The 21,286-nt window shown below is 70.4% G+C and carries 24 protein-coding genes, 1 tRNA gene and 1 pseudogene; 11 read left to right on the top strand and 15 right to left on the bottom strand.

Translation table 11 applies throughout. The annotated features are described in order from the left end of the window. Positions 1–58: 58 nt before the first annotated feature. From ACIP63_RS35345 to ACIP63_RS35300, 10 genes are all read right to left on the bottom strand, one after another. Positions 59–132: transfer RNA gene (locus tag ACIP63_RS35345), tRNA-Pro, on the bottom strand. Between the two features lie 153 nt (positions 133–285). Then, entirely contained in the window at positions 286–423 is a 138-nt protein-coding gene (locus ACIP63_RS35340) for a hypothetical protein (RefSeq protein WP_401524278.1), read from the bottom strand. Positions 424–719: 296 nt separating this feature from the next. Beyond that, positions 720–1,298 (bottom strand): GAF domain-containing protein, encoded by a 579-nt coding sequence (locus tag ACIP63_RS35335; RefSeq protein ID WP_401524276.1) that lies wholly within the window; start codon positions 1,296–1,298, stop codon positions 720–722. Further along, the gene (locus tag ACIP63_RS35330) at positions 1,295–1,915 is read right to left on the bottom strand and encodes a GTP-binding protein (RefSeq protein ID WP_401524274.1); all 621 of its coding nucleotides are present in this window, start codon (positions 1,913–1,915) and stop codon (positions 1,295–1,297) included. Before ACIP63_RS35330 ends, ACIP63_RS35335 begins: the two co-directional genes overlap by 4 nt. Further along, positions 1,893–2,264, bottom strand: coding sequence for a DUF742 domain-containing protein (locus ACIP63_RS35325; RefSeq protein ID WP_401524271.1), 372 nt, complete (start codon positions 2,262–2,264; stop codon positions 1,893–1,895). Before ACIP63_RS35325 ends, ACIP63_RS35330 begins: the two co-directional genes overlap by 23 nt. Before the next feature lie 2 nt (positions 2,265–2,266). After that, positions 2,267–2,701, bottom strand: coding sequence for a roadblock/LC7 domain-containing protein (locus tag ACIP63_RS35320; RefSeq protein ID WP_014152748.1), 435 nt, complete (start codon positions 2,699–2,701; stop codon positions 2,267–2,269). A gap of 7 nt (positions 2,702–2,708) precedes the next feature. Continuing rightward, the gene (locus ACIP63_RS35315; protein WP_401524269.1) at positions 2,709–4,790 is read right to left on the bottom strand and encodes an ATP-binding protein; all 2,082 of its coding nucleotides are present in this window, start codon (positions 4,788–4,790) and stop codon (positions 2,709–2,711) included. A 417-nt stretch (positions 4,791–5,207) separates the two neighbouring features. Beyond that, entirely contained in the window at positions 5,208–5,597 is a 390-nt protein-coding gene (locus tag ACIP63_RS35310) for a VOC family protein (protein WP_401524266.1), read from the bottom strand. After that, positions 5,594–5,887 carry an ArsR/SmtB family transcription factor gene (locus ACIP63_RS35305; protein ID WP_401524263.1) on the bottom strand — a complete coding sequence of 98 codons (294 nt, stop codon included), beginning with the start codon at positions 5,885–5,887 and terminating at the stop codon, positions 5,594–5,596. The genes ACIP63_RS35310 and ACIP63_RS35305 overlap by 4 nt, the downstream gene beginning before the upstream one ends. Before the next feature lie 72 nt (positions 5,888–5,959). Continuing rightward, positions 5,960–7,756 carry an ABC transporter ATP-binding protein gene (locus ACIP63_RS35300; protein ID WP_401524261.1) on the bottom strand — a complete coding sequence of 599 codons (1,797 nt, stop codon included), beginning with the start codon at positions 7,754–7,756 and terminating at the stop codon, positions 5,960–5,962. Positions 7,757–7,918: 162 nt separating this feature from the next. Here ACIP63_RS35300 and ACIP63_RS35295 point away from each other — a divergent pair, with 162 nt between their 5' ends. Next, the gene (locus tag ACIP63_RS35295) at positions 7,919–8,224 is read left to right on the top strand and encodes a hypothetical protein (RefSeq protein WP_401524258.1); all 306 of its coding nucleotides are present in this window, start codon (positions 7,919–7,921) and stop codon (positions 8,222–8,224) included. A 98-nt stretch (positions 8,225–8,322) separates the two neighbouring features. Here the strand turns inward: ACIP63_RS35295 and ACIP63_RS35290 are convergent, their stop codons facing one another. Then, complete coding sequence (locus ACIP63_RS35290) at positions 8,323–8,766, bottom strand: SRPBCC family protein (RefSeq protein ID WP_362940333.1); 444 nt, start codon at positions 8,764–8,766, stop codon at positions 8,323–8,325. Between the two features lie 614 nt (positions 8,767–9,380). Here ACIP63_RS35290 and ACIP63_RS35285 point away from each other — a divergent pair. From ACIP63_RS35285 to ACIP63_RS35270, 4 genes are all read left to right on the top strand, one after another. After that, on the top strand, positions 9,381–10,118 hold the full coding sequence (locus ACIP63_RS35285; RefSeq protein ID WP_401524256.1) for an SDR family oxidoreductase: 738 nt from the start codon (positions 9,381–9,383) through the stop codon (positions 10,116–10,118). A 91-nt stretch (positions 10,119–10,209) separates the two neighbouring features. After that, positions 10,210–10,683: a carboxymuconolactone decarboxylase family protein gene (locus ACIP63_RS35280; RefSeq protein WP_401524253.1), complete on the top strand. Its 474-nt coding sequence runs from the start codon at positions 10,210–10,212 to the stop codon at positions 10,681–10,683. A gap of 101 nt (positions 10,684–10,784) precedes the next feature. Then, positions 10,785–11,153: an iron chaperone gene (locus tag ACIP63_RS35275; RefSeq protein WP_401524250.1), complete on the top strand. Its 369-nt coding sequence runs from the start codon at positions 10,785–10,787 to the stop codon at positions 11,151–11,153. A gap of 57 nt (positions 11,154–11,210) precedes the next feature. After that, positions 11,211–12,113, top strand: a complete 903-nt coding sequence (locus ACIP63_RS35270; RefSeq protein WP_401524248.1) for an RNA polymerase sigma-70 factor — start codon at positions 11,211–11,213, stop codon at positions 12,111–12,113. 42 nt (positions 12,114–12,155) lie between these two features. Here ACIP63_RS35270 and ACIP63_RS35265 read toward each other — a convergent pair whose 3' ends face one another. Then, the gene (locus tag ACIP63_RS35265) at positions 12,156–12,785 is read right to left on the bottom strand and encodes a TetR/AcrR family transcriptional regulator (protein ID WP_401524246.1); all 630 of its coding nucleotides are present in this window, start codon (positions 12,783–12,785) and stop codon (positions 12,156–12,158) included. Positions 12,786–12,977: 192 nt separating this feature from the next. Here ACIP63_RS35265 and ACIP63_RS35260 point away from each other — a divergent pair, with 192 nt between their 5' ends. Beyond that, complete coding sequence (locus ACIP63_RS35260) at positions 12,978–13,940, top strand: zinc-binding dehydrogenase (protein ID WP_401524244.1); 963 nt, start codon at positions 12,978–12,980, stop codon at positions 13,938–13,940. 37 nt (positions 13,941–13,977) lie between these two features. On the opposite strand, the gene ACIP63_RS35255 is transcribed toward ACIP63_RS35260, so the two are convergent. The 3 genes and pseudogenes from ACIP63_RS35255 to ACIP63_RS35245 form a co-directional block, all read right to left on the bottom strand. Beyond that, positions 13,978–14,145, bottom strand: coding sequence for a hypothetical protein (locus tag ACIP63_RS35255; protein WP_401524544.1), 168 nt, complete (start codon positions 14,143–14,145; stop codon positions 13,978–13,980). 124 nt (positions 14,146–14,269) lie between these two features. Further along, positions 14,270–14,614 (bottom strand): annotated as a pseudogene (locus ACIP63_RS35250) (TetR/AcrR family transcriptional regulator); the annotation flags it as partial. A gap of 166 nt (positions 14,615–14,780) precedes the next feature. Continuing rightward, positions 14,781–16,340, bottom strand: a complete 1,560-nt coding sequence (locus tag ACIP63_RS35245; protein ID WP_401524241.1) for an aromatic amino acid ammonia-lyase — start codon at positions 16,338–16,340, stop codon at positions 14,781–14,783. Between the two features lie 127 nt (positions 16,341–16,467). Between ACIP63_RS35245 and ACIP63_RS35240 the strand changes: the two genes are divergently transcribed. The 5 genes from ACIP63_RS35240 to ACIP63_RS35220 are packed head-to-tail and all read left to right on the top strand — an operon-like array spanning position 16,468 to position 21,268. Then, a complete protein-coding gene (locus ACIP63_RS35240) occupies positions 16,468–17,535 on the top strand; it encodes an ABC transporter ATP-binding protein (protein WP_401524238.1) in 1,068 nt (355 codons plus the stop codon). Next, complete coding sequence (locus ACIP63_RS35235) at positions 17,532–18,182, top strand: ABC transporter permease (protein ID WP_362940351.1); 651 nt, start codon at positions 17,532–17,534, stop codon at positions 18,180–18,182. The genes ACIP63_RS35240 and ACIP63_RS35235 overlap by 4 nt, the downstream gene beginning before the upstream one ends. A 3-nt stretch (positions 18,183–18,185) precedes the next feature. Continuing rightward, on the top strand, positions 18,186–18,857 hold the full coding sequence (locus ACIP63_RS35230) for an ABC transporter permease (protein ID WP_401524234.1): 672 nt from the start codon (positions 18,186–18,188) through the stop codon (positions 18,855–18,857). Between the two features lie 11 nt (positions 18,858–18,868). After that, positions 18,869–19,804 carry an ABC transporter substrate-binding protein gene (locus ACIP63_RS35225; protein WP_401524231.1) on the top strand — a complete coding sequence of 312 codons (936 nt, stop codon included), beginning with the start codon at positions 18,869–18,871 and terminating at the stop codon, positions 19,802–19,804. Positions 19,805–19,858: 54 nt separating this feature from the next. Beyond that, a complete protein-coding gene (locus ACIP63_RS35220; protein ID WP_401524229.1) occupies positions 19,859–21,268 on the top strand; it encodes a purine-cytosine permease family protein in 1,410 nt (469 codons plus the stop codon). Positions 21,269–21,286: the final 18 nt, after the last annotated feature.

The following is a 21,286-nucleotide window of genomic DNA, read 5'->3' as shown; positions in this document are numbered from 1 at the left end:
TGCCGAAGGCCGGTTTCGGATTTCTCCGAAACCGGCCCTGACCTGCGACTGTCTCCAGTCGGGACGACAGGATTTGAACCTGCGACCCCTTGACCCCCAGTCAAGTGCGCTACCAAGCTGCGCCACGTCCCGATGCCCGCCTGACCTGGGGTTTCCCCTGGCCGAACGCGCATGAGAACAATACCGCACTTACGCCGGTGCTCACGAACCCGTTTCCGGTGGCCGGACCTCGACCTCGCTCGATGTCCCCACGTGCACGACGGATCACGGACCGAGCACGACACCTCAGCCCTGCCCCGGCGGCAGACCGAGCTCCGGGTGGTCGGCGGAGTCGGCGAGGATCGCCGTCAGCTCCGCCACGTCGTCGGAGGCGACGAGCCGCACCCGCAGCCGGGTGTACGTGTCGTCATGCCCTTCACGCACGAAGAACGGCGCCGGTTCCGCGGCGATCAGCCCGGCCGGGCCGCACCGGGAGCGCCCTCATGAGCACCCACCCGGTACGCAGGAGTGTGCAGAGCGGTACACGTCGACCGGTACGCCGCGCACACGGCCTCGGACACCGCGCCGCGCGGCATACGGTCCGGCGGGCGCCGTACACGTACGGCTGGAGGCGACGGGAGTGTTCACCGGCATGGGACACGACGGCGACGTCCTGCTCGCCATCCAACTTCACCTGTTCGCGGACGCGTTCGCACTGGACTGAGCGCCCGCCCCCGAGGTCAGGGGTTCACGGCCTCCCGGCGCTCGATCTCTACGACGAACTCCCGGGCCAGCAGCTTGATGGTGTCGAGTCCGGCCCGGCCCCAGGCCCGCGGCACGGTGTCCACGGCGCAGACGGTGCCGAGCGCGACGCCCATACGGTCGATCAGCGGGGCGCCGAGGTAGGAGCGGATGCCTATGTCGTCCACCACCGGGTTGCCCGCGAACCGCGGGTAGTCGCAGACGTCCTCCAGCACCAGGGCCTTGCGCCGGACGAGGACGTGCGGGCAGTAGCCGTGATCCCGGGGCAGATACCGGCCGCCGCTTCCGGCCGCGGCAGCGGCACCCAGGTCCGCTCCGCCCCGGATGCCGGCCGGGGTGTGCAGCCCCGCGAAGAACTGCCTGTTCTCGTCGATGAAGTTGACTATCGAGAAGGGTGTCGCGGTGACCTCCGCCACCCGGTCGGCGAAGGCGTCGAAGCTGTCGAACGAGGCGTCGGCACGCTCCCCCAGGCCGAGCCTCCGCAGCCGTGCGCTCCTGCGCGCCCCGTCCCGGTCGACGGGGGTGAGCAGCGGCCGGCCCGTCCCGTACGGGATCACGGCTGGGCTCCGAAACCCGAGAGCGGCGCCGGCGCCGTGGCGTTGATGAGGTGCTGGACGAGCGTGACCAGCGCCCCGGTGCCCGAGCTGGCGATCCTGGCGTCGCAGAGGACGACCGGCACCGCCGGCCCCAGGTCGAGAGCCGCCCGCACCTCCTCCGGTTCGTAACGGTAGGCGCCGTCGAACTCGTTGACCGCGACGATGAACCCGATGCCTCGCCGCTCGAAGAAGTCGACGGCCGCGAAGCATTCGGCCAGCCGGCGCGTGTCGGCGAGCACGACAGCTCCGAGGGCGCCCTTGGACAGCTCGTCCCACATGAACCAGAAGCGCTCCTGCCCGGGGGTTCCGAAGAGGTAGAGCACATGCTGCTCGGACAGCGTGATCCGGCCGAAGTCCATGGCCACGGTGGTGGCCGACTTGGATTCGATGCCTTCGAGGCTGTCGGTCGCCGCGCTGACCTGCGTCAGGAGCTCCTCGGTACTCAGCGGTGCGATCTCGCTGACGGCGCCCACGAACGTCGTTTTGCCGACGCCGAAACCACCCGCGACCAGGATCTTGAGGGCCACGGGGAAGTATTCGGAGCTTCCGGAGCTGTCAGAGCTGTCGTCGTAGACCATCGAGCACTGCCTCCAGCAGGGATCGGTCGGTGGGCATGTCATGGAACGCGGGGGCGTGCGCGGTGACCGCTCCGCAGTCGACCAGGTCGGACAGGAGGACCTTGGTGATGACGGCGGGCAGCCGCAGATGGGCGGCGATCTCCGCCACGGACGTGGGTCCGCCGCAGAGCTCGAGGGCCACGGCGTGTTCAGGGCCGAGGTGGGCCTGGGGCACGCTCCCCGTGGCCATCACCAGGGAGAGCAGGTCGAGCACCGTGGTCGGCCTCGTCCGGCCGTTGCTCACGGTGTACGGGCGGATCAGCCGGCCTGCCGCGTCGTCGAGCAACGGCCCGTCCTGCGGGGCCGGCATCCTCACAGCCCCGGGGTGAACGGCGCTCCGGCCGGCTGCCGGAGCGGCGTCATCAGGTAGGGGCGCACGCTCTTGACCAGCATGGCCATCTCGTACCCCAGTACGGCGGCATCCGCCTCACGGCCGGCGAGGACGGCGAGACAGGTGCCGGAGCCGGCGGTGGAGACGAACAGGAGCGTCGAGTCGAGCTCGACCACGACCTGCCTGACGTCGCCGTTGTCACCGAATCTGGCACCGGCGCTCCGGCCGAGTGAGTACAGGCCTGCGGCCAGGGCGGCCATGTGATCGGCACTGTCGGCGTCCATGCCGTGTACGGATTTCACCAGGCCGTCCGCAGAGAGGAGGACGGCGCTGCGGGTGTAGGGCACCCGTTGGACCAGGCCGCTCAACAGCCAGTCGAGGTCCGAGACCTGACCGGACGGCATTTCGCTCGTCATGGTGTATCTACTCCTTGAACATGTTCTCGGTTCGTGGATCCGGTTCGGGCGTCTGCGGTCCCCGGTGTCCCGGGTCCGCCCGCTCGTTACCGGCTGTCGTGGTGGCCGCGGGGCTGCGGAACGGCAGCGGGGCGAGGCCGTGGGAACGCTGCGCCCCGACGGTCACGGCGGGGCCGGGGGCGGCGGGCTCGGCGCCCGGTGAGCCGTAGGCGTCCGACGGTTGAAGCTCCTCCGCGGTCTGGGCCTCCGCAAGGTCGACCCCACGCCGGAAGGCCGCCATCAGGCCGGGGTCGTGCAAGGCGTTCCCGTCCTCGGCGCGCGGCACCGGGGCTTCCCTGAGCTGCGGAACCAGATGCTCCTGGTTGCTGCGCCTGGGGAGCTGGGGGCGGTCCGGGGCGGCTGCGGGCGCCTCGGCGGGGGCGCCGGTGTCCGTGGCGGTCCGGACGAAAGCGACGGACCCGGCGGACGGGGCGGGCCCGACCGAGGAGGCGGGCACAGCCGGCGGGGCGGACCCGACCGGGGGCGCGGGCACAGCCGACGGGGCGGGCACGGGCGCGGGCACGGACACAGCCGACGGGGCGGGCACGGCCGCGGGGCTCTGCCCTGCCGGCCGCGCGGGCCCGGCGGGCGGCGGCGTGGGCTCGGCGGTCTCGACGGACCGGACGCCCGAGGGGGTCGCCGCGAGGTTCGGGCGGTCCACCCGCTCGGCACGCAGCGGCAGCGGCGGCCCCTCCCCCGGGGCCCGGTCCAGCCGCGGTGAGGGCTGGGCCGCCGCCTGCGGCGGGACTACGGGCGATGCGTCGTGGGTCCCGGACGGCGGGGCCTTCGTCGCCCCGGCCGGTGCCGTGGCATCGATGTCGATGCCCAGGAGGACCTCCGGCAGCACGAGCACCGCCTGTGTGCCCCCGTAGATGTTGCTCTGCAGCCGAACGGCGATGCCGTGCCTCCGGGCCAGGGAGGCGACGACGAACAGTCCGATCCGCCCGTCCTGAAGCAGATGGGCGACGTTGACCTGGTCGGGGTCGGCGAGCAGGGTGTTCATCCGCTTCTGCTCGGGACCGGGCATGCCGAGTCCCCGGTCCTCCACCTCCAGGGCCAGCCCGGCGGTGACGCGCTGGGCGCGCAGCAGGACCTGGGTGTGCGGGGCGGAGAACACCGTCGCGTTCTCGACGAGTTCGGCGAGGAGGTGGATCACGTCGGCGACCGCGTGTCCGCGCAGGGTGCCGTCGATCGGCGGTACCAGCTTGACCCGGGGGTACTGCTCGACCTCGGCGATCGCCGAGCGCAGCACTTCGGTCATGGTGACGGGATTGCTCCACTGCCGCCGTGAGACCGCGCCGCCGAGCACGGCGAGGTTCTCGGCGTGCCTGCGGATGCGGGTGGCGAGGTGGTCCACGTGGAAGAGGCCCTTGAGCAGGTCGGGGTCCTCGACCTCGTGCTCCAGCTCGTCGAGGATCTGGATCTCCCGGTGCACGAGGGACTGCAGCCGCCGGGCGAGATTGACGAAGACCTCGACCTTCTGTTCGTTCCCGTTGCTGCGGAACAGCTGTGAGGCCTGGACGACGGCCGCCACCGCCTCGTCCTGCGAGCGGCCCATCTCCTGGGCGAGGAGGTCGAAGGCGTCCGCGTCGTCGGCGGCGGCCGGCGTCGGCCGGCGGGCCGGCAGGGGTTCACCGTCGCGGAGCTGTTCCACGACGCGCTGGAGGTCGGCCTGGTGCTGGGCGCCGGTGCGCCGGAGCGCCAGAGCACGGTCGAGGACCCCGGTGGCGACACGGCCGGAGCCGAGGAAGGCCGCGGCCACGGCCGCCACGGCGAGCGCCCCGGACCCTCCGAGCGCCGCCAGGAGGCTCCCGGAGGGACGCACCCCGGAGGCCCGGATGGTGAAGATGACAGCCGCCGCTCCGCTGAGCACGGCGGCCACGGTCGGAAGGAGGGCGGTACGCAGCAGCTGCGGTCGCAGCCTGCTGTCGGGAACGGGTTGCGCGGCTCGCGGCCGGCTCGCGGCCGAGTGCGAACGGCCACCCGGACGGCCGTGCCGTCCACCTTCGCGGCGTTCCGGTCGCGCGTTGGGTGCGCGAAGTTGAGACATCATCGTCCTCGGTACGTGGGGCACCAGGAATCGGCATTCGTGTGGTGACACCTACGGTGGTCGGTCAGGCCCGGGTCAACGGCTGGGGCAGGCTCGACCGATATGAGCCCACCGTTGATCACCGGCCACACACGGTAGTCGTCAATGGCCCGTGCTCGACGTGCAGTTGTCGAAGTTGCCCGCCAGGCGTCCCGCTCTGGTATGACGCCTCGCACGGGCAGCCGAATCCGTCCGCCGTCAGCTCCGCACGGGTGGCCGCGCATCGACCACGTGTGCGGATTGCGCGGGGCGGGTGCACCGAGGTTCCCCGTACGCGCGAAGGAGCGGTGGGACCCGGACCTTCCGGGGCTCACCGCTCCTTGGTACGCACGCCGGCGGAGGACCCGGGTGGTCGGCCCGCCCACCCCCGCCGTCGGGTCACTGCGCGCTGTGCACGATCTGGATCAGGTTGCCGCAGGTGTCGTCCAGAACCGCCGTGGTGACCGGGCCCATCTCCAGCGGGTCCTGGGTGAAGCGCACACCGAGCCCGCGCAGCCGGTCGAACTCCGCGCGCACGTCGTCCACGGCGAAGGAGGTGGCCGGGATCCCGTCCTTGACCAGCGCGTCCTTGTACGGTTTCACCGCGGGGTGACCGTCGGGCTCCAGCAGCAGTTCGGTCCCGTCGGGGGCCTCCGGCGAGACGACGGTCAGCCATCGGTCCGCCCCGAGCGGGACGTCGGCCTTCTTCACGAAGCCCAGCACATCCGTGTAGAAGCGCAGGGCCTTTTCCTGGTCATCGACGAAGACGCTGGACAGATGGATCTTCATGCGGTGCTCTCCGGCGTGTCGGGCCTGAGCCACCGGGTCACGATGTGCTCAAGGGGTTCGGTGTTCAGGTCGTGGAACTTGTAGCGGCCCTGGCGGCGCACGAGGACCAGACCCGCGGATTCCAGCACGGACAGATGCTGGCTGACCGCCTGGCGGGACAGCCCGAGACCGTGCTTGGTCACCAGCCGCGCGCAGATCTCGAACAGGGTCTGGCCGTCGCGTTCCACCAGCTCGTCGAGAATGCGCCGACGGGTGGGGTCGGCCAGGGCCTTGAAGACATCCTCCGCCATGACCACCACCATAGGCAAGTATCGACTTGCCTATCAAGCGGGGTTTCCGACGCGAGGTCATGACGCGGCAGATCACCTCGGGCGGGAGGGCTGGAGCCCCGCGTACACACCGTCCGTGCTCAGCAGCTCCTCGTGCGTCCCCACCTCGGCGATCCTGCCGCCCTCCATGGCCACGATGCGGTCGGCTCCCTGGATGGTGGAGAGCCGGTGGGCGACGACGAAGACCGTCCGGCCGTCCACGAGCCTGGCGAGCGCCTCCTGCACGAGGGCTTCGGAACGGTTGTCGAGCGCCGAGGTCGCCTCGTCGAGCACCAGCACCCTCGGATCGCGGATCAGTGCCCGGGCGATGGCGAGCCGCTGCTTCTGACCGCCCGACAGCTGTGCCCCGCGCTCCCCGATGACCGTGTCCAGGCCTCGCGGCAGACCGTTCACGAATTCCAGCGCGTTGGCGTCCCGGAGGGCGCGCATCAGCATCTCCTCGTCCGTGTCCCCCATGCCGTACGTGACGTTGTCGCGGATGCTGCCTTCGAAGAGGATCGACTCCTGGGGCACCACCGAAAGGAACCGCCGGTAGGTCCGGAGGTCGAGTCCGGCCATGTCGGTCCCGTCCAGCAGGATGCGGCCCGAGGTGGGCCTGATGAACCCGATGAGCAGGTTGAGCACCGTGGACTTGCCCGCGCCCGAGGCCCCGACGAGCGCGATGGTCTCGCCCGGCCGCGCGGAGAGGGTGAACCCGTCGACCGCCGGCTCCCCGTCCTCGTAGGCGAACCCCACGTCCTCGAAGTCGATGCGGCCGACGACGCTCTCGACCCGCGCCTTGCCGGCGTTGTTCTCCAGGTCGGGCGCCTGCAGCACCTCACCTGCCGAACGCACCGACTCCAGGCCCTTGGTGAGGACCGGAGCCAGACCCAGCAGGGTCGTCACGGAACCGGTCAGCACGGTGAAGAAGGCGCTGAGCATCACCACGTCGCCGGCGGTGACGGGCATCCAGCCGTGGTAGGCGACCAGGGCCGAGCCCGAAAGACACAGGACGCCGAGCGTGTTGAGGATGACCCAGGCCAGCGATCCGAAACGGCCGTTGATCATGTCCAGGCGCAGCCCGGCCGCGAACACCTGGCGCAGCGACCCGTCGACCCGGCCGAGCGCGGTCCGCTCCAGCCCGTGGGCGCGGGTGATGGGGATCAGGGTGGTCATCTCCCCGACACGCGAGGAGAGGTGTTCGACCTCGCGGCGGAAGGACTCGTTGTGGCTGCGCAGCCGGCTGCGCAGCTTCATCACGAGAAAGCCGGCCGCGGGGACCACGACGAGGAAGAGGGGGAGGAACTCGGGCACCCGTACGCCGATGACCACGAGACCGCCGATCAGCGTGACGACGGCGCCGAGGCCCATGTCGGAGCTCTGCTGGACCATCTGTTCCACGGCTTCGACGTCGCGGACCACCTTGGCCTGGAGGACGCTCGAACTGACCCGCGCGTGATAGCCGACGGAGAGTTGCTGCATACGGCGGCAGAGCGCCGAGCGCAGGGTCGTGCCCATACGTCGGATACTGCCTCCGAGCAGCCGCACGTACCACTGGTGGAGCGGGTAGTTGATCACGAGGATGAACAGCAGGACCCCGGTGGACTTCCAGATCCCTGATTCGGGACCGTGCTGGACGACCACGTCGAGGACGGTCGCGGTGATCAGCGGCAGCAGCCAGATGGGGCTGTGCTTCACGACGAAGATGGCGACCGCGAGGACCAGCTTGCCGCGGTCGGGGCGGAAGAGATGGCCGAGGGTGCGGACCGGGTTCTCTCCGCGGTAGCGGTGATCGAGGTGGTCGAAGGACGCCAGGGGTTCGGCGGAGACCGGTGAAAGCGCTTTCTTCATGCAATCATCCCACCCGCTCCGGCCGCTGCCGACAACCCCCGTTCCATGGGAAGAGACAGAGGCCGCCGGGAGTGACCGGCGGGAATCTTTCGGGTCCCTCTGCGTACCCGCTCGCCGACCGGGTACCGGGCGGGGATGTTCAGATATAGGCGTGTACGAGTTGTGACCGTCCTGCTCATCGGCTGGGCGGTGCTGACCGGCGTGGAGCGCTGGGCGGAGCGGGCACCGTGGCCGAGCGCCGTGCTGAGCGGCCTCATGTGGGCGTGCGTGGTGGCCGGCGTCTGGTGGTTCGCCGAGTGGACGCAGTCGCCGCTGCGCACCGCCCGCCAGGCGGCCGAGGCGCGCGAGCGGGCGGCGGGGCCCGGCCCGGAGACCGAGACCCCGCACGAACCGGAGGCGGACACCGGCGCAGACGGTGAACAGGTGGTGGCCGGTCGGCCGGATTCCTCTGCTCCGTCGCGACGCTGACCCCCTGTCGGGCCCGCGACGGCGACAGACGGGACCCGCCCGTGCGCACCATGGAGGTGCGCACGGGCGGGTCCCGTCTGCGGGGGCCGTACGGGGCGTCACACCCCCCGAGGGCCGTCGCCCGCGGCCGTGGACTCGGCCAGCTTCTGGAACTCACCCAGGTCGTAGTTGGCCAGGGCCGAGTCGAGATTGGTCAGTGCGCCCAAGTGCTCGACGAAGCCGTTGGGGTCGTACTCGATCTGCAGGGCGACCCGGCTGGAGGTGTCGTCGAGCCGGTGGAAGGTGACCACGCCCGCGTGGTGCACGCCCTCGATCGTCTTCCAGGCGATCCGGTCCTGCGGGACGACCTCGGTGAGCTCCGCGACGAAGCTCTTGTCGGCGCCCGGCAGGGACAACTGCCAGGAGAACCGGCGCTCGTCCATCGGATCCACCCGTCGCACGTGGCTCAGGAACTTGGGCCACTGCGTCACATCGCTCCACAGAGCCCAGGTGACGCTGACCGGTGCCTTGATGTCGACGGTTTCCACGAGGGAGGAGGACATGGAGGAACAGCTCCTTCTTTTGCTCGGTTACTCCGTGCGCTGCCGACTACCCGATGGCGTGCAGCGCACGCATGCACCTCCGCCTTCCCGGTCGGACCGGCCCTACTCACGAGACCGCGAACCGCCGCCAGGCGGCGCTCTCCACGTGGTGGTTGTCGAAGCGCTCGGCCGACTCGGCGTGCGAGTGGGCCGCGCGCGTCCACTCCGCGGACAGTACCGAGGGGCGCGCCTACCGCGTCTCCGGCTACGCCTGCAATCCCCCCGGCGGGCTGGGCGCGGGCTCGTACTTCCAGGACCCTCCGGCCCGGCGAGTGGATCCCTTACGCCCTCGTCACCAGCACGGCCCCGGACGGCCACGGCGTCGTCCCCGGCAGCACCACCTCTCCCCTGCGCATCGGGAGTGTGGCCCTTGCTCCTTCTTCCTCGGGGGCGTCGGCAAGGTCGCCGTCTGCCCGAGGGAAGTGTCCGGGGAGCGCCTCGCGGAGCACCGTGCGGCCGTGACGGCGGGCTGACCACCGGCGGGGGCGAGCGAGTGCGGGCCGGTGGCGGGCGTGTTTCAGTGGACCGGTGAATCGCAGCAGGTGTGAGAACGTCCTCCGGAAGAAGGGCCCGTCATGAGGATCGCGGTGATCGGCGGTACGGGGCTGATCGGATCGAAGGTCGTCGAGAAGCTGAACGCCGACGGGCACGAGGCGGTGCCGCACTCCAAGTCCACGGGCGTGGACGTCGTCACCGGCGAGGGCCTGGAGAAGGCGTTGACCGGCGCCGCCGTCGTCGTCAATCTGACCAACTCCCCGACCTTCGACGAGGCCGCGCCGGCCTTCTTCCGGCAGTCGATGGACAACCTGCTGAACGCCGGGCAGAAGGCCGCGGTGGGCCACGTCGTCGTACTGTCCATCGTCGGCGTGGACCAGGTACCCGAACTGGACTACTACCGTGCGAAGGCTCTCCAGGAGGAGATCCTCGCAGCGGGACCGATCCCGTACTCCATCGTCCGCGCCACGCAGTTCATGGAGTTCATCGACTCGGTCATGAGCTGGACGGCCGACGGTGACACCGTCCGGCTGCCCGCCACCCCGATCCAGCCGATCGCCGCCCAGGACGTGGCCGACGCGGTCGCCGATGTCGCCGTGGGCGCACCCCTGCAAGGCATCCACAACATCGCGGGGCCCGAGGTGTTCCCTCTCGACGAGCTCGGGAGGATCACGCTCGCAGCCGGTTCGGACGGCCGTACGGTCACCACTGACGACTCCGCCGGCATGTTCGCCGTGATCCAGGGAGACGTCCTCACAGGCAAGGACGACGCCGCGCTCGCCCCCACCCGGTATGCGGACTGGCTGGCGGCACGCTGAGGAGTAACGCACGTCACATCCGGAGTCCTGTCACACTTCGGAGGTCTTCCCGGTCAGCTGTGTGTATCCGCAACACGGCTAGGAGACCATCGTGGAATCACGTCTCAACTACTTCGGCCACCCCCTCGCGGGCAAGGTGCTGAAGCACATCAACACGGCCAACAAGACGGTGGCGGACTCGACGCTGCCTCCCACGGTCCAGGAGCTGGTGAAGATTCGCGCCAGTCAGATCAACGGCTGCGGCTTCTGCACCGACATGCACACCAAGGACGCCGCACACGCCGGGGAGACCGTGCAGCGTCTCCATCTGGTCGCCGCCTGGCGGGAGGCCAAGGTCTTCACCGAGGCCGAGCGGGCGGCCCTGGAACTCGCGGAGCAGGGCACCCGCATCGCCGACGCGGCAGGCGGCGTCACCGACGAGGCCTGGGCGGATGCCGCCAAGCACTTCGACGAGGACCAGCTGATCGCCCTGATCTCCCTCATCGCCGTCATCAACGCCTACAACCGCATCAACGTCATCAATCAGCAGCCCGCCGGTGACTACCAGCCCGGCCAGTTCGGCTGACCTGCCCCGGTCCGTACGGTCCCGCCCCCGCCGGCTGCATCCCGGCGGGGGACGGCCCCGTTGTCAGGATCAGCGCCTGCCGGCCGGAGTAGGCTCGGCCCATGGTGAGGAGCACGGCGGAGGACGTCGACGGGTACCTGGCCGAGGCCCCGGAGGGCCGCAGGTACGCCCTGGGCAGACTGCGGCAGTTGTGCGGGGCGGAGCTCGAGGGATTCGACGAGGTCATGGCGTACGGCATGCCCGCGTACGAGCGGGGCGGCACCGCGGAGGTCGCCTTCGCCGGCCAGAAGCAGTACATCTCCCTCTACCTCATGCGGAGCGAGGTCAGGGAGGCGTTCGAGGAGCGGCTGGCCGGGCAGGACATGGGCAAGGGATGTCTGAGGTTCCGCAGGCCCGAACGCATCGACTTCGACCTGGTCCGCGACCTGCTGAGGGCCACTGCGGCGGCTCCCCCGGGCCCGGCGTGCTGACGGCCGCGGCACCGCGCGGCGACCTGGGGCTCGGCGCGGCAGAGTTGGAGGATGCCGATGCGCTCGGCGGATGACCCGGGCTCCCTCGACCTCGACCGCGCGACGAGGGAGTTCACAGGAGCACGTCCTCAGCTCTTCGGCATCGCGTACCGCGTCCTCGGCAGTGCCGCGGAGGCCGAGGACATCGTCCAGGAGGCATGGCTGCGGTGGCAGCAGGCCGACCGCACCGAGATCCGCGAACCGGCGGCCTTCCTCGCGACGGTCACCACCCGCCTGGCGATCAACCTCGCCCGGTCCGCCAGGGTCCGCCGTGAGTCCTACACCGGGCCCTGGCTGCCCGAGCCGGTCGACACGAGCGCGGATCCGCAACTGGGCGCCGAGCGGGCCGAGGCGCTCGACCTGGCCGTTCTGTTCCTCCTGGAGAAGCTGAACCCCGTCGAACGGGCTGCTTACGTCCTGAGGGAAGCCTTCGACTATCCGTACGGGCGCATCGCGGACATCCTGGAGACGAGTGACGCCAATGCGCGCCAGCTGGTGAGCCGGGCACGGAAGCACCTGTCGGCGGAACGCAGGGAGCCGGTCAGTTCCGACGAGCACCGGCGGCTGCTGAAGGTCTTCCTGGCCGCGGCGCGGACGGGCAGCCTGTCGGTGCTCGAGGACGTGCTCACGGCGGACGTCGTCAGCTATTCCGACGGCGGAGGAGTGCGCGGAGCCTCCAGGATCCCGGTGATCGGGCGCACACACGTCTCCAAGTACCTTGCCGCCTTCGCCCCGCGTTTCTGGCCCGAGGCGGAGACCCGCTGGGTCGAGGCGAACGGCAGGCCGGCCGTCCTTGTCTCGGCCGGCGGTGAAGCGGTGGCGCTCCTGTCCGTCGACGTGTCGGCGCGGGGCATCGAACACATCATGTGGGTGATGAACCCCGCCAAGCTGTCTCCGTACCTGGATTCCCTGGACAGCTGAGCCGGCCCCGATACGGCCTGGCGGAGCTCGTCCCTCCCCCGGTCAGGCGCTGTGCGGAGCTTCGGATGCCAGCCGTGCCGCCGGCGGCAGCGGTGCGTGACGAGGACAGGCCTCGAACGCCTGGATCACCAGCGCCGCGAAGCGCCGGGAGGCCATGACCTGGGTGTCCGTCGACCTGGTGTGGATCCCCTTGTTGGCCATGAGGACGAGAATGAGGTCGTCCAGGACGAAGTCGGACCGCAGGCGCCCGGCTTCCTGGGCTCGCCGCGCCAGTCCGGCGATTGTTTGCACCGTGTACGCGCGGTCCGCGACATCCGGCGCCCCGGGAAGCGTCGACAGGAAGGCTTCGGTGAAGCCCCTGTCCCGGGCGTGCAGCTCACAGATCTTCTCGATCACCAGGCAGAGGCCACGCCACGGATCGGGATCGGCGCACCCCTCGTCGACGATGGTGCGGCAGGCGCGCAACTGGTCCGCGAAGGCTTCGGCGACCAGCGCCTGCTTGGTGGGGAAGCGACGGTAGAGAGTGGCGGGTCCGACCTCCGCGCGGCGCGCGATCTCCCGCATCGGCACGTCCAGACCGTCGGCGGAGAACAGTGCCCGGGCCGCTTCGAGGATGCGCTCGCGGTTGTCCAGCGCGTCGGAGCGCAGTGTGTGAGGCAAACCGTCGTCCACGCTCTCACTTTACCTAAACGGACGGGGGCGTCCACTACCGTCCCGGAACGAAGCGGCGCCACCGGGGTCATCGGGGGCGCGCACCACGGGGCCGGGCACCGGCCGTGCCGTGAGCCCCTCCCCCGTCGTCGGCTACGGGGCGGCGGCTGAGCACGACCGCATGTGAACGGTCCGAGAACATGGGAGACGACGTTGAAGGCAATCACGATCCAGACGTACGGAGGCCCCGAAGGGCTGGCGGTGGTCCGCATGCCCGCCCCCACGCCTGCCGCCGGACAGGTTCTGATCGCCACCGAGGCGGTGGGCGTCGGTGGGGTCGACACCGTGATCCGGAGCGGCGCCCTGGCCGCCTACGGCTTCGAGGAGGGCTTCATCCCGGGCAGCGAGGTGGCGGGCACGGTGACCGCGGTCGGCGGCGGGGTCGACGCCTCGTGGACCGGCCGGCGGGTGTGGGCGTTCACCGGGACCGGCGGAGGCTACGTCGAACAGGCCGTCGCACCGGTCGACGAGATCATTCCTCTGCCCGTGGGACTCTCCGCCGTCGACGCGGTGACCCTGGGCAGTTCCGGCGTGGTGGCGCACTTCGGGCTCCGCCACGCCCGTTTCGCTCCCGGGGAGACGGTCCTCGTGCGTGGTGCGGCCGGCAGCATCGGGATCATGGCCGTACAGCTCGCCGCCCGCGGCGGTGCCGCCGCAGTGGCGGTCACCACCTCCTCCGCCGAGCGCGGCGAGAGGCTGCGACGCCTCGGTGCGAGCCATGTGCTGGACCGCTCCGGCGAGGGAGGACATCAGGCTCCCCCGGGCTACGACGTCATCATCGACGTGGTGGCGGGTCAGGACATGCCGTCGTTCCTCGACCGGCTCAACCCGAACGGCCGCCTGGTGACCGTGGGAGTTGTCGGAGGTCAGCCGCCGGCGGACTTCGGCGCGAAGATCATGGCGGCGTTCCAGAAGTCGTTGTCCTTCGCCGCTTTCAGTGCAGCCACGGTCACCGGAGCCGAGCGGCATACCGTACGGAGTGAGCAGTTCGCGGCGGCGAGCCGCGGCGAGATCGAAACAGTGGTGCACGAGACGCTCCCCCTGGACGCGGCCGTGCTGGCGCACCGGAAGATGGACGCGGGCGAGGTCTTCGGCAGGATCGTACTGATCCCGTAGCCGACAGCGCGGGCGGCGGAGTGCACCGGGCCCGAGCTCACGCTCCCCAGCCGCCTCCGACCGCCCTGCTCGACAGGTACGAGTCGCGCAGCGCCTTGCGCAGGCCGGGCACGACGCCGTCGTAGCGGGCGGCGAGCGCTGTGAACGCCTGGTCTGCGCGCGGCGCGCCTTGCCGGTGAAGACCTGGTGGCCGTGCGGATCGCATGGGCATACCGCCGGGCGACGGCCGCCACGTCGGTGAACTCCGTGAGGTCGGCGCCGGCGAGGAGTGCGGCACCGATGTGCTCGTCCAGCACCCGCATGCCCGACGCGGTAGCCGCGGCGTGCAGCCGCACCTCGATGTCGTCCGCCGGACGGCCGAGGCGGTCGCCGATGCTGCCGCACAGCTGGCGCTCCACCTGGTCGCAGGCCATCAACCACGCCGTACGGAGCGCCGGCTCGGTGTCGGCGAGCCGGATCATCTTCATCGCGAGCATCTCGTCGGCCAGGCCGACGGGCGGCGTCCCGTGGTGGAGCCCGACCAGTTCGGCGGCGAGGTGGTCCTCCAGGGAGCTCTGCCGGGGCCAACTGCGCAGCACGGTCATCAAGGTGACGACGCCCTGCATCACGATCGGTTCGGCGCAGCTCTCCTTGCTGCGGAAGTGGCGCCGGATGGTCCGCGTCGAAAGACCCACCGCTTCGGCGATCTGGTCACCGCTGGTGGCGGCCACCCCCTGCTACCGGAACAGGCGGGCCGCCTCACGGGAGATCTCCAGCCGCAGCCGGGCGCGTCGCTGCTCGCTCATCCCCCCTGAGCTGCGCTTCGATGGAGGAATCGCCCCGGGACGACTCGGCTGCCGCTCAGGGCGCCTCCCGCACCACACCCTGGCCGTCGAATGCCGTTCCGCTCCCGGAGCCGAGGCCCAGCCACAGCTCGGTGAACCGGTCGAGCAGGCCGGCCGCGCGGGTCACATCGTCCGTCAGCGGCCGGTCGGCCAGCTCCGCGTCGAGGACCGAGTCCGCCAGCTCGAAGGCGCGCCCGACGGGCAGGCCTGGGTCGAGCCGCATGTCACGCTGCCGCAACGCCCTTACGGCCGCGACGAGTTCACAGCCCACGACGAGGCGGTACGCCTCGCACGCCCGCAGCGTCTGGCGCGCCGCCAGCGAGGCGAAGCTGGCCTGCTCCTCGACGCCCCGCGAGAGCACCGCGTGACCGAGCGACGCGGGCGCGGAGAAGGCCCTCAGGTCACCGAGGGCCGCTCCGGCCGCGTATTCGAGGATCATCACGCCGGACGACGCCGGCTCGCCGTCCGCGAGGAACGGCCGCAGACGGGTGAATCCCGGTTCGTTGAGCGTGGAGAGGCGCGAGGTCGACAGGCGCGCCACCTGTGACACAGCCAGCCTGAAGTGGTCCAGCGACAGGGCGAGTTGGGCGAGGTAGAAGCCGCCGTGATGGTAGGCCGCCATGTCGTCCGCCGAGATCAGCGGATTCTCGGCCGCCGCGTTGATCTCGACCGCGAGGACCTCTTCGAGCGCGTCCGCCGCATCGTGCGCGGGCCCGTGGATCTGCGGCACACAACGGAAACCGTATGGGTCCTGGATCCGGCCGAGCGGCGGCGTGGGGCGGTCGGGCGCGCCGAGCAGCAGCCGCATGCGTTCCGCGACGGCGTACGAACCGGCGTGCCGCCGCGCCTCGTGCACGGGCAGCGCGTACGCCTCGTACGAACCGTCGGTCGCCATCAGGGACAGCGCCGCCACCACCTGCGTGGCCGCGATCAGGCCACGCAACTCGTGCACCGCGAGCGCCGACTGGCCGAGAGTGAGGGCGTTGCTGCTGATCAGGGCGAGGGCGTCGTTGTTGTCGAGGGGCTGCGGGGCGGGGGCCGCCCCCGGCCCCTGCCAGGGGTGTTCGCCCGCCAGCGCGAGGCCCATCTGCGCGAGCGCGGCGATGTCGCCGGTGCCGACCGAGCCGAATTCGTTGACCTTCGGGTAGGCGCCCGTCTCCAGTGCCTCGCAGAGGGCCGTGACGACGGTGGGGCGCAGCCCGGCGCCTCCCGCGAGCAGTTGGTTGGCGCGGACCGCCAGCATGGCGCGGACCTGCCGTGCCGGGAGCTCGTCGCCGATCGCCCCGGCATGGCTGCGCAGCAGCCGGAGGCCGTGGTCGGCCGCGGCCTCCGTCGGCACGGACTCATTCCGGTTAGCGCCCACACCGGTGGAACGGCCGTAGACACGACCCCACGACGCGATCTCCCGTGCGGCGACCCAGGACGCCTCGACGCGCTTCATCCCGTCTGCCGCGGGAACGGGTTTCGCTGCGGATTCGGCCATGCGTACGACATCTGCGACCATCAGTCCGCGGCCGTCGAGGACGACGATCGCACCGCTGTCGTCGACCGTCGTGTTCACCATACGAGACGACATCACTCGTAATTCCTCCTCAATCAGGCGCCTCGTCTTGCCTTACGGCCGCTCGTAACCAGGGATTTACGCCTGAACGGCGACCACCTATTGACAACCTATTCAGTCACCGAGAACTCTGCATGATGATATGCAGCCGGGCAAGGGACTCCTCATGATCCAATTCGACACGGTCCACAAGCGCTTCCCGAACGGCACAACCGCGGTGCACGACCTCACCCTTGAGATGCCGGAAGGGGGCGTGACCGTCCTCGTCGGATCTTCCGGTTGCGGCAAGACGACGACGCTCCGCATGATCAACCGGATGGTCGATCCGACCTCCGGGACGATCAGGGTCAACGGCAAGGACGTCCTGGAACAGGACGCCGCCGAACTACGCCGTTCCATCGGTTACGTCATCCAGCAGTCCGGGCTCTTCCCGCACCGCACCGTCCTGGACAACATCGCGACCGTGCCGCTGCTGCTCGGCTGGGGCCGCAGGAAGGCACGGACGCGGGCCGCGGAACTCCTGGAGACGGTCGGCCTCTCCGCCGACACGGGGAAGCGCTACCCGCACCAGCTCTCCGGCGGCCAGCAGCAGCGGGTCGGCGTGGCGCGCGCGCTCGCCGCAGACCCTCCCGTGCTTTTGATGGACGAGCCGTTCGGCGCCGTCGACCCCGTGGTCCGCACCCAGCTCCAGGACGAACTCCTGCGACTTCAGAGAGAGTTGAACAAGACCATCGTCTTCGTCACGCACGACATCGACGAGGCCGTCCGGCTCGGCGACCGCATAGCCGTCTTCCGGACCGGCGGCCACCTCGTCCAGTGCGCGAGCCCCGCCGAGCTCCTGGCCCGGCCCTCGGACGCGTTCGTCGCGGACTTCCTGGGCGCGGAACGAGGCCTCAAGCTGCTGTCCCTGTCGACCCTGGCGCAGGTTCCCCAGGGGCCCGCGCCTCTGGACTCCCGCTGGCAGCTGGCCCTCGACCCCGCCCGGAAGCCGCTGGCCTGGCGCGACAGCGAGACCCGTGCGGAGACCCCGGTGCGGCCTTTGCGGGACACGGACTCGCTCCTCTCGGCTCTCAACGAGTCGATCGCCGCGCCGAGCGGCCTGGTCGCCCGGGTCGACGCGGAGGGCGTCCTCACCGGAGTGACGTCCCGCGAGGACATCCACGACCACGCGGGGCACGTGCACAGCGAGGCAAGCACGGTGGTCGCATGACCTTCGACTGGTCGTGGACAGCCGACCACACCGGTGACCTCACCACCCTGGCCCTCTCCCACCTCCAGGCCGCCCTCACCGCCGTACTCCTCGGCCTGATCGTCTCGCTCCCCCTGGCCGTGGTCGCGCACCGGGTACGCAGACTGCGCGGGCTCCTCCTCGGCCTGTCGAACGTCCTGTTCACCATCCCCTCCATCGCCGTCTTCGTGCTCCTCCTGCCGGTCAGCGGTCTCACCCGCACCACCACCGTCATCGGCCTGACGATCTACACACTCGTCGTGCTCCTGCGGAACACGGTCGAAGGCCTGGACTCCGTCCCCGCCAGGACGAAGGAGGCCGCGAAGGCCATGGGCTCCCGGCCGCTGCGCACCCTGCTCACGGTCGAACTGCCCCTCGCCCTCCCGGTGATCATGGCGGGCGTGCGGATCGCGACGGTGATGGCCATCTCCCTCGTCTCCGTGGCCACGTACATCGGCGACGGAGGACTCGGGCAGCTCTTCACCGACGGCTTCCAGCGCAACTTCCCCACCCCCGTGATCGTCGGCGTCGTCCTGACCCTGCTCCTCGCGCTCGTCGCGGACGCGCTTCTCGTCGCCCTTCAGTACGTCCTGACCCCCTGGACCCGCCGGCAGAAGCAGAGGGCCTGACCCGTGTACGAACTCTTCAAGAATCTCGGCGCCTGGCTCGTCAGCGGCGAACAGTGGGCTGGGCCGGACGGCATCGGCCACCGCCTCGCCGAGCACCTCCAGTACTCGCTGCTCGCCACCCTCGTCGCCGCCGCCATCGCACTGCCGATCGGCCTGCTCATCGGTCACACCGGGCGTGGCGCGTTCGTCGCCATCAACCTCTCCAGCTTCGGCCGGGCGCTGCCCACCGTCGGCCTCGTCGTGCTGGTCTTCCTCGCCAGCGGCCTGTCGATGTGGCCCGTCTACATCGCGCTGGTGGCGCTCGCCGTGCCCTCCATCGCCACCAACACGTACGCGGGCATGGCCGCCGTCGACCCCGAGGTGCGGGACGCCGCGCGGGGGCAGGGCATGCGCCGGCACCAGGTCCTCCTCCAGGTCGAACTGCCCCTCGCGCTCCCACTGATCATGACCGGGCTCCGGCTCGCGCTCATCCAGGTCGTCGCGACGGCCACCATCGCCGCGTACGTCTCCTTCGGCGGGCTCGGCCGGTACGTCTTCGACGGGCTCGCCCAGCGCGACCTCGTGCAGGTGCTCGGGGGCGCCGTGCTCGTGGCGGTCGTCGCCGTCGTACTCGATCTCACGCTCTCCGCACTCCAGCGCGCCCTTTTCCGTAACCGCCCCGCCAAGTCGGCCTAGGAGCAAGCACGATGAACCGCAGAACTCTCCTCGGCGGGCTCTTCGCCGCCGCCTCCGTCCCCGCGCTCGCCTCCTGCAGCAGCGGCATCACCTCTCTCGACGGACAGGGCTCCGGAGGAGGAGGCGGAGGCTCCAGCGAGGGCGGCGTCACCATCGGCACCGCCAACTTCACCGAGAACCAGGTCCTGGGTCATCTCTACGCGGCGGCGCTCGAAGCCGCCGGCGTGAGGACCACGGTCCGCCCCAACCTCGGTACCCGCGAGATCCTCATACCCGCCCTCGAGGGTGGTGACATCGACCTCCTGCCCGAGTACCAGGGCGCCCTGCTCCACTACCTCGACGCCGAGGCGAAGGCCACGGAGGAGGGCGAGATGCAGAACGCCCTCGCCATGGCCCTGCCGCGCGGCCTCCAGATCCTTCCCTACGGCATGGCGGAGGACTCCGACGCCTTCGTCGTCACCAGGGAGACCGCCGAGAAGTACGGCCTCAAGTCCCTCGCCGACCTCGCCGAGCACAACGGCGAGCTCGTCATCGGCGCGGCGCCGGAGGTCAAGAAGCGCACGGTGGGAGCGGTGGGCCTCAAGGACGTGTACGGCGTGGAGTTCAAGGAGTTCAAGTCCCTCGACTCCTCGGGCCCGCTGGTCAAGGGCGCGCTGAGGAAGGGCGACGTCGACGTGGCGAACCTCTTCACCACGGACACCGACATCGCCGCCGAGCACTGGGTCGTCCTCAGCGATCCGAAGAACCTCGTCCCCGGCCAGCACGTCGTCCCGCTCATCGCCGACCGCAAGGCCGACTCGACGGTCCGCAAGGCGCTCGCCCGGCTCGGCGGGGCACTGACGACCGAGGACCTCACCGAGCTCAACCGCCTGGTGGACAAGGACAAGAAGGACCCCGAGGACGTCGCGCACGACTGGGCGGCAGAGCACGGGATCAAGAAGAAGTAGCCGCCGCGGAACCGAGCGGCAGGACACACCACTGAGAGGCCAGGTACACGAGTCATGGCAGCTGAAGACCTGGTGGAGCGGCGCTCCATCGACGTCGTCCCGGACGACGAACGGCACGGGACAGCGTTCAGTCAGTTCACCCTCTGGCTCGGCGCCAACCTCCAGATCACCGCGGTCGTCACGGGCGCACTCGCCGTCGTCTCCGGCGGCGACGTGGTGTGGTCGGTCGTCGGCCTGCTGCTCGGCAACCTCCTCGGCGGCGCCGTCATGGCCCTGCACTCCGCGCAGGGCCCGAAGCTCGGCCTGCCTCAGATGATCCAGTCTCGCGCCCAGTTCGGGGTGCGCGGCGCGGTCGTCCCCCTCCTCCTGGTCGTCCTCATGTACGTGGGCTTCTTCGCGAGCGGCAGTGTTCTCGCCGGACAGGCGACCGCGGAACTCACGCACACGGACGACACCACCGGCATCGTCGTCTTCGCCCTCGTCACGGCCGTGACGGCGGCGGTCGGCTATCGGGTGATCCACGTCCTGGGGCGGGTGGCCAGTGTGGTCTGCGCGCTCGCGTTCATCTACCTGGGCATCCGCCTCCTGGATCGTGCGGACCTCTCGGCGCTGCTCGGTGACGCGCACTTCGACCTGCCGATGTTCCTGCTCGCGGTGTCGCTCTCGGCATCCTGGCAACTCGCCTTCGGGCCGTACGTCGCGGACTACTCGCGCTATCTGCCGCGTACGACGTCGGGGCGGGCCACGTTCTGGTGGACCCTTTCCGGATCGGCCGTCGGCTCGCAGTGGTCGATGACGTTCGGCGTACTCGTGGCGGCGGGCGCGGGCGAGGCGTTCCTCGCGAACCAGGTCGGTTACGTGGTCGGCCTGGGCGGCACGGGTCTGATCGCGTCGTTCCTGTACTTCGTGATCGCGCTGGGCAAGTTGACCATCAACGTGCTGAACACCTACGGCGGCTTCATGTCGATGGTGACCGGCGTCAGCGGGTTCCGCGGCCAGAAGACACTGTCGCGACGCGGCAGGACCGCGTACATCGCGCTGATCATGGTGGCCGGGACGGTGGTGGCGCTCCTGGGCAAGGACAGCTTCCTGACGTCCTTCAAGGACTTCCTGCTGTTCCTGCTGACGTTCTTCACGCCGTGGTCGGCGATCAACCTGGTGGACTACTACCTGATCTCACGGGAGCGGTACGACATACCGGCGCTGTCCGACCCCGATGGCCGCTACGGCGCCTGGCGCTGGGACGCCCTCGCGGTCTACGCGGTGGGAATCCTCGCCCAGCTCCCGTTCCTCGTCACGCACTTCTACACGGGGCCGCTGGCGGACCCGCTGGGCGGCGCGGACATCTCCTGGATCGTGGGCCTGGCGGTCCCTGCGGCTCTGTACTGGCTGCTGGCACGCCGGGACACGACCCACGTCCCGGAGGAGACGCGGTACACCCTGGCTTCTCCGCGGAAGCCCTGAGCCCGGAAGCCGCCGATC

This window comes from Streptomyces sp. NPDC088746 (genome assembly GCF_044751065.1).
GTDB lineage: Bacteria > Actinomycetota > Actinomycetes > Streptomycetales > Streptomycetaceae > Streptomyces.
Note: the sequence above shows the minus strand (reverse complement) of the source record. Positions and strands in the feature narration are given on the sequence as shown.

Excerpts from the sequence above, each read along its gene's own strand:
- ACIP63_RS35330 (WP_401524274.1), bottom strand. The coding sequence starts at position 1,915 with ATGGTCTACGACGACAGCTCTGACAGCTCCGGAAGCTCCGAATACTTC.
- ACIP63_RS35325 (WP_401524271.1), bottom strand. The coding sequence starts at position 2,264 with ATGCCGGCCCCGCAGGACGGGCCGTTGCTCGACGACGCGGCAGGCCGG.
- ACIP63_RS35320 (WP_014152748.1), bottom strand. The coding sequence starts at position 2,701 with ATGACGAGCGAAATGCCGTCCGGTCAGGTCTCGGACCTCGACTGGCTG.
- ACIP63_RS35315 (WP_401524269.1), bottom strand. The coding sequence starts at position 4,790 with ATGTCTCAACTTCGCGCACCCAACGCGCGACCGGAACGCCGCGAAGGT.
- ACIP63_RS35310 (WP_401524266.1), bottom strand. The coding sequence starts at position 5,597 with ATGAAGATCCATCTGTCCAGCGTCTTCGTCGATGACCAGGAAAAGGCC.
- ACIP63_RS35305 (WP_401524263.1), bottom strand. The coding sequence starts at position 5,887 with ATGGCGGAGGATGTCTTCAAGGCCCTGGCCGACCCCACCCGTCGGCGC.
- ACIP63_RS35300 (WP_401524261.1), bottom strand. The coding sequence starts at position 7,756 with ATGAAGAAAGCGCTTTCACCGGTCTCCGCCGAACCCCTGGCGTCCTTC.
- ACIP63_RS35290 (WP_362940333.1), bottom strand. The coding sequence starts at position 8,766 with ATGTCCTCCTCCCTCGTGGAAACCGTCGACATCAAGGCACCGGTCAGC.
- ACIP63_RS35285 (WP_401524256.1), top strand. The coding sequence starts at position 9,381 with ATGAGGATCGCGGTGATCGGCGGTACGGGGCTGATCGGATCGAAGGTC.
- ACIP63_RS35275 (WP_401524250.1), top strand. The coding sequence starts at position 10,785 with ATGGTGAGGAGCACGGCGGAGGACGTCGACGGGTACCTGGCCGAGGCC.
- ACIP63_RS35270 (WP_401524248.1), top strand. The coding sequence starts at position 11,211 with ATGCGCTCGGCGGATGACCCGGGCTCCCTCGACCTCGACCGCGCGACG.
- ACIP63_RS35255 (WP_401524544.1), bottom strand. The coding sequence starts at position 14,145 with ATGCGATCCGCACGGCCACCAGGTCTTCACCGGCAAGGCGCGCCGCGC.
- ACIP63_RS35245 (WP_401524241.1), bottom strand. The coding sequence starts at position 16,340 with ATGTCGTCTCGTATGGTGAACACGACGGTCGACGACAGCGGTGCGATC.
- ACIP63_RS35240 (WP_401524238.1), top strand. The coding sequence starts at position 16,468 with ATGCAGCCGGGCAAGGGACTCCTCATGATCCAATTCGACACGGTCCAC.
- ACIP63_RS35235 (WP_362940351.1), top strand. The coding sequence starts at position 17,532 with ATGACCTTCGACTGGTCGTGGACAGCCGACCACACCGGTGACCTCACC.
- ACIP63_RS35225 (WP_401524231.1), top strand. The coding sequence starts at position 18,869 with ATGAACCGCAGAACTCTCCTCGGCGGGCTCTTCGCCGCCGCCTCCGTC.
- ACIP63_RS35220 (WP_401524229.1), top strand. The coding sequence starts at position 19,859 with ATGGCAGCTGAAGACCTGGTGGAGCGGCGCTCCATCGACGTCGTCCCG.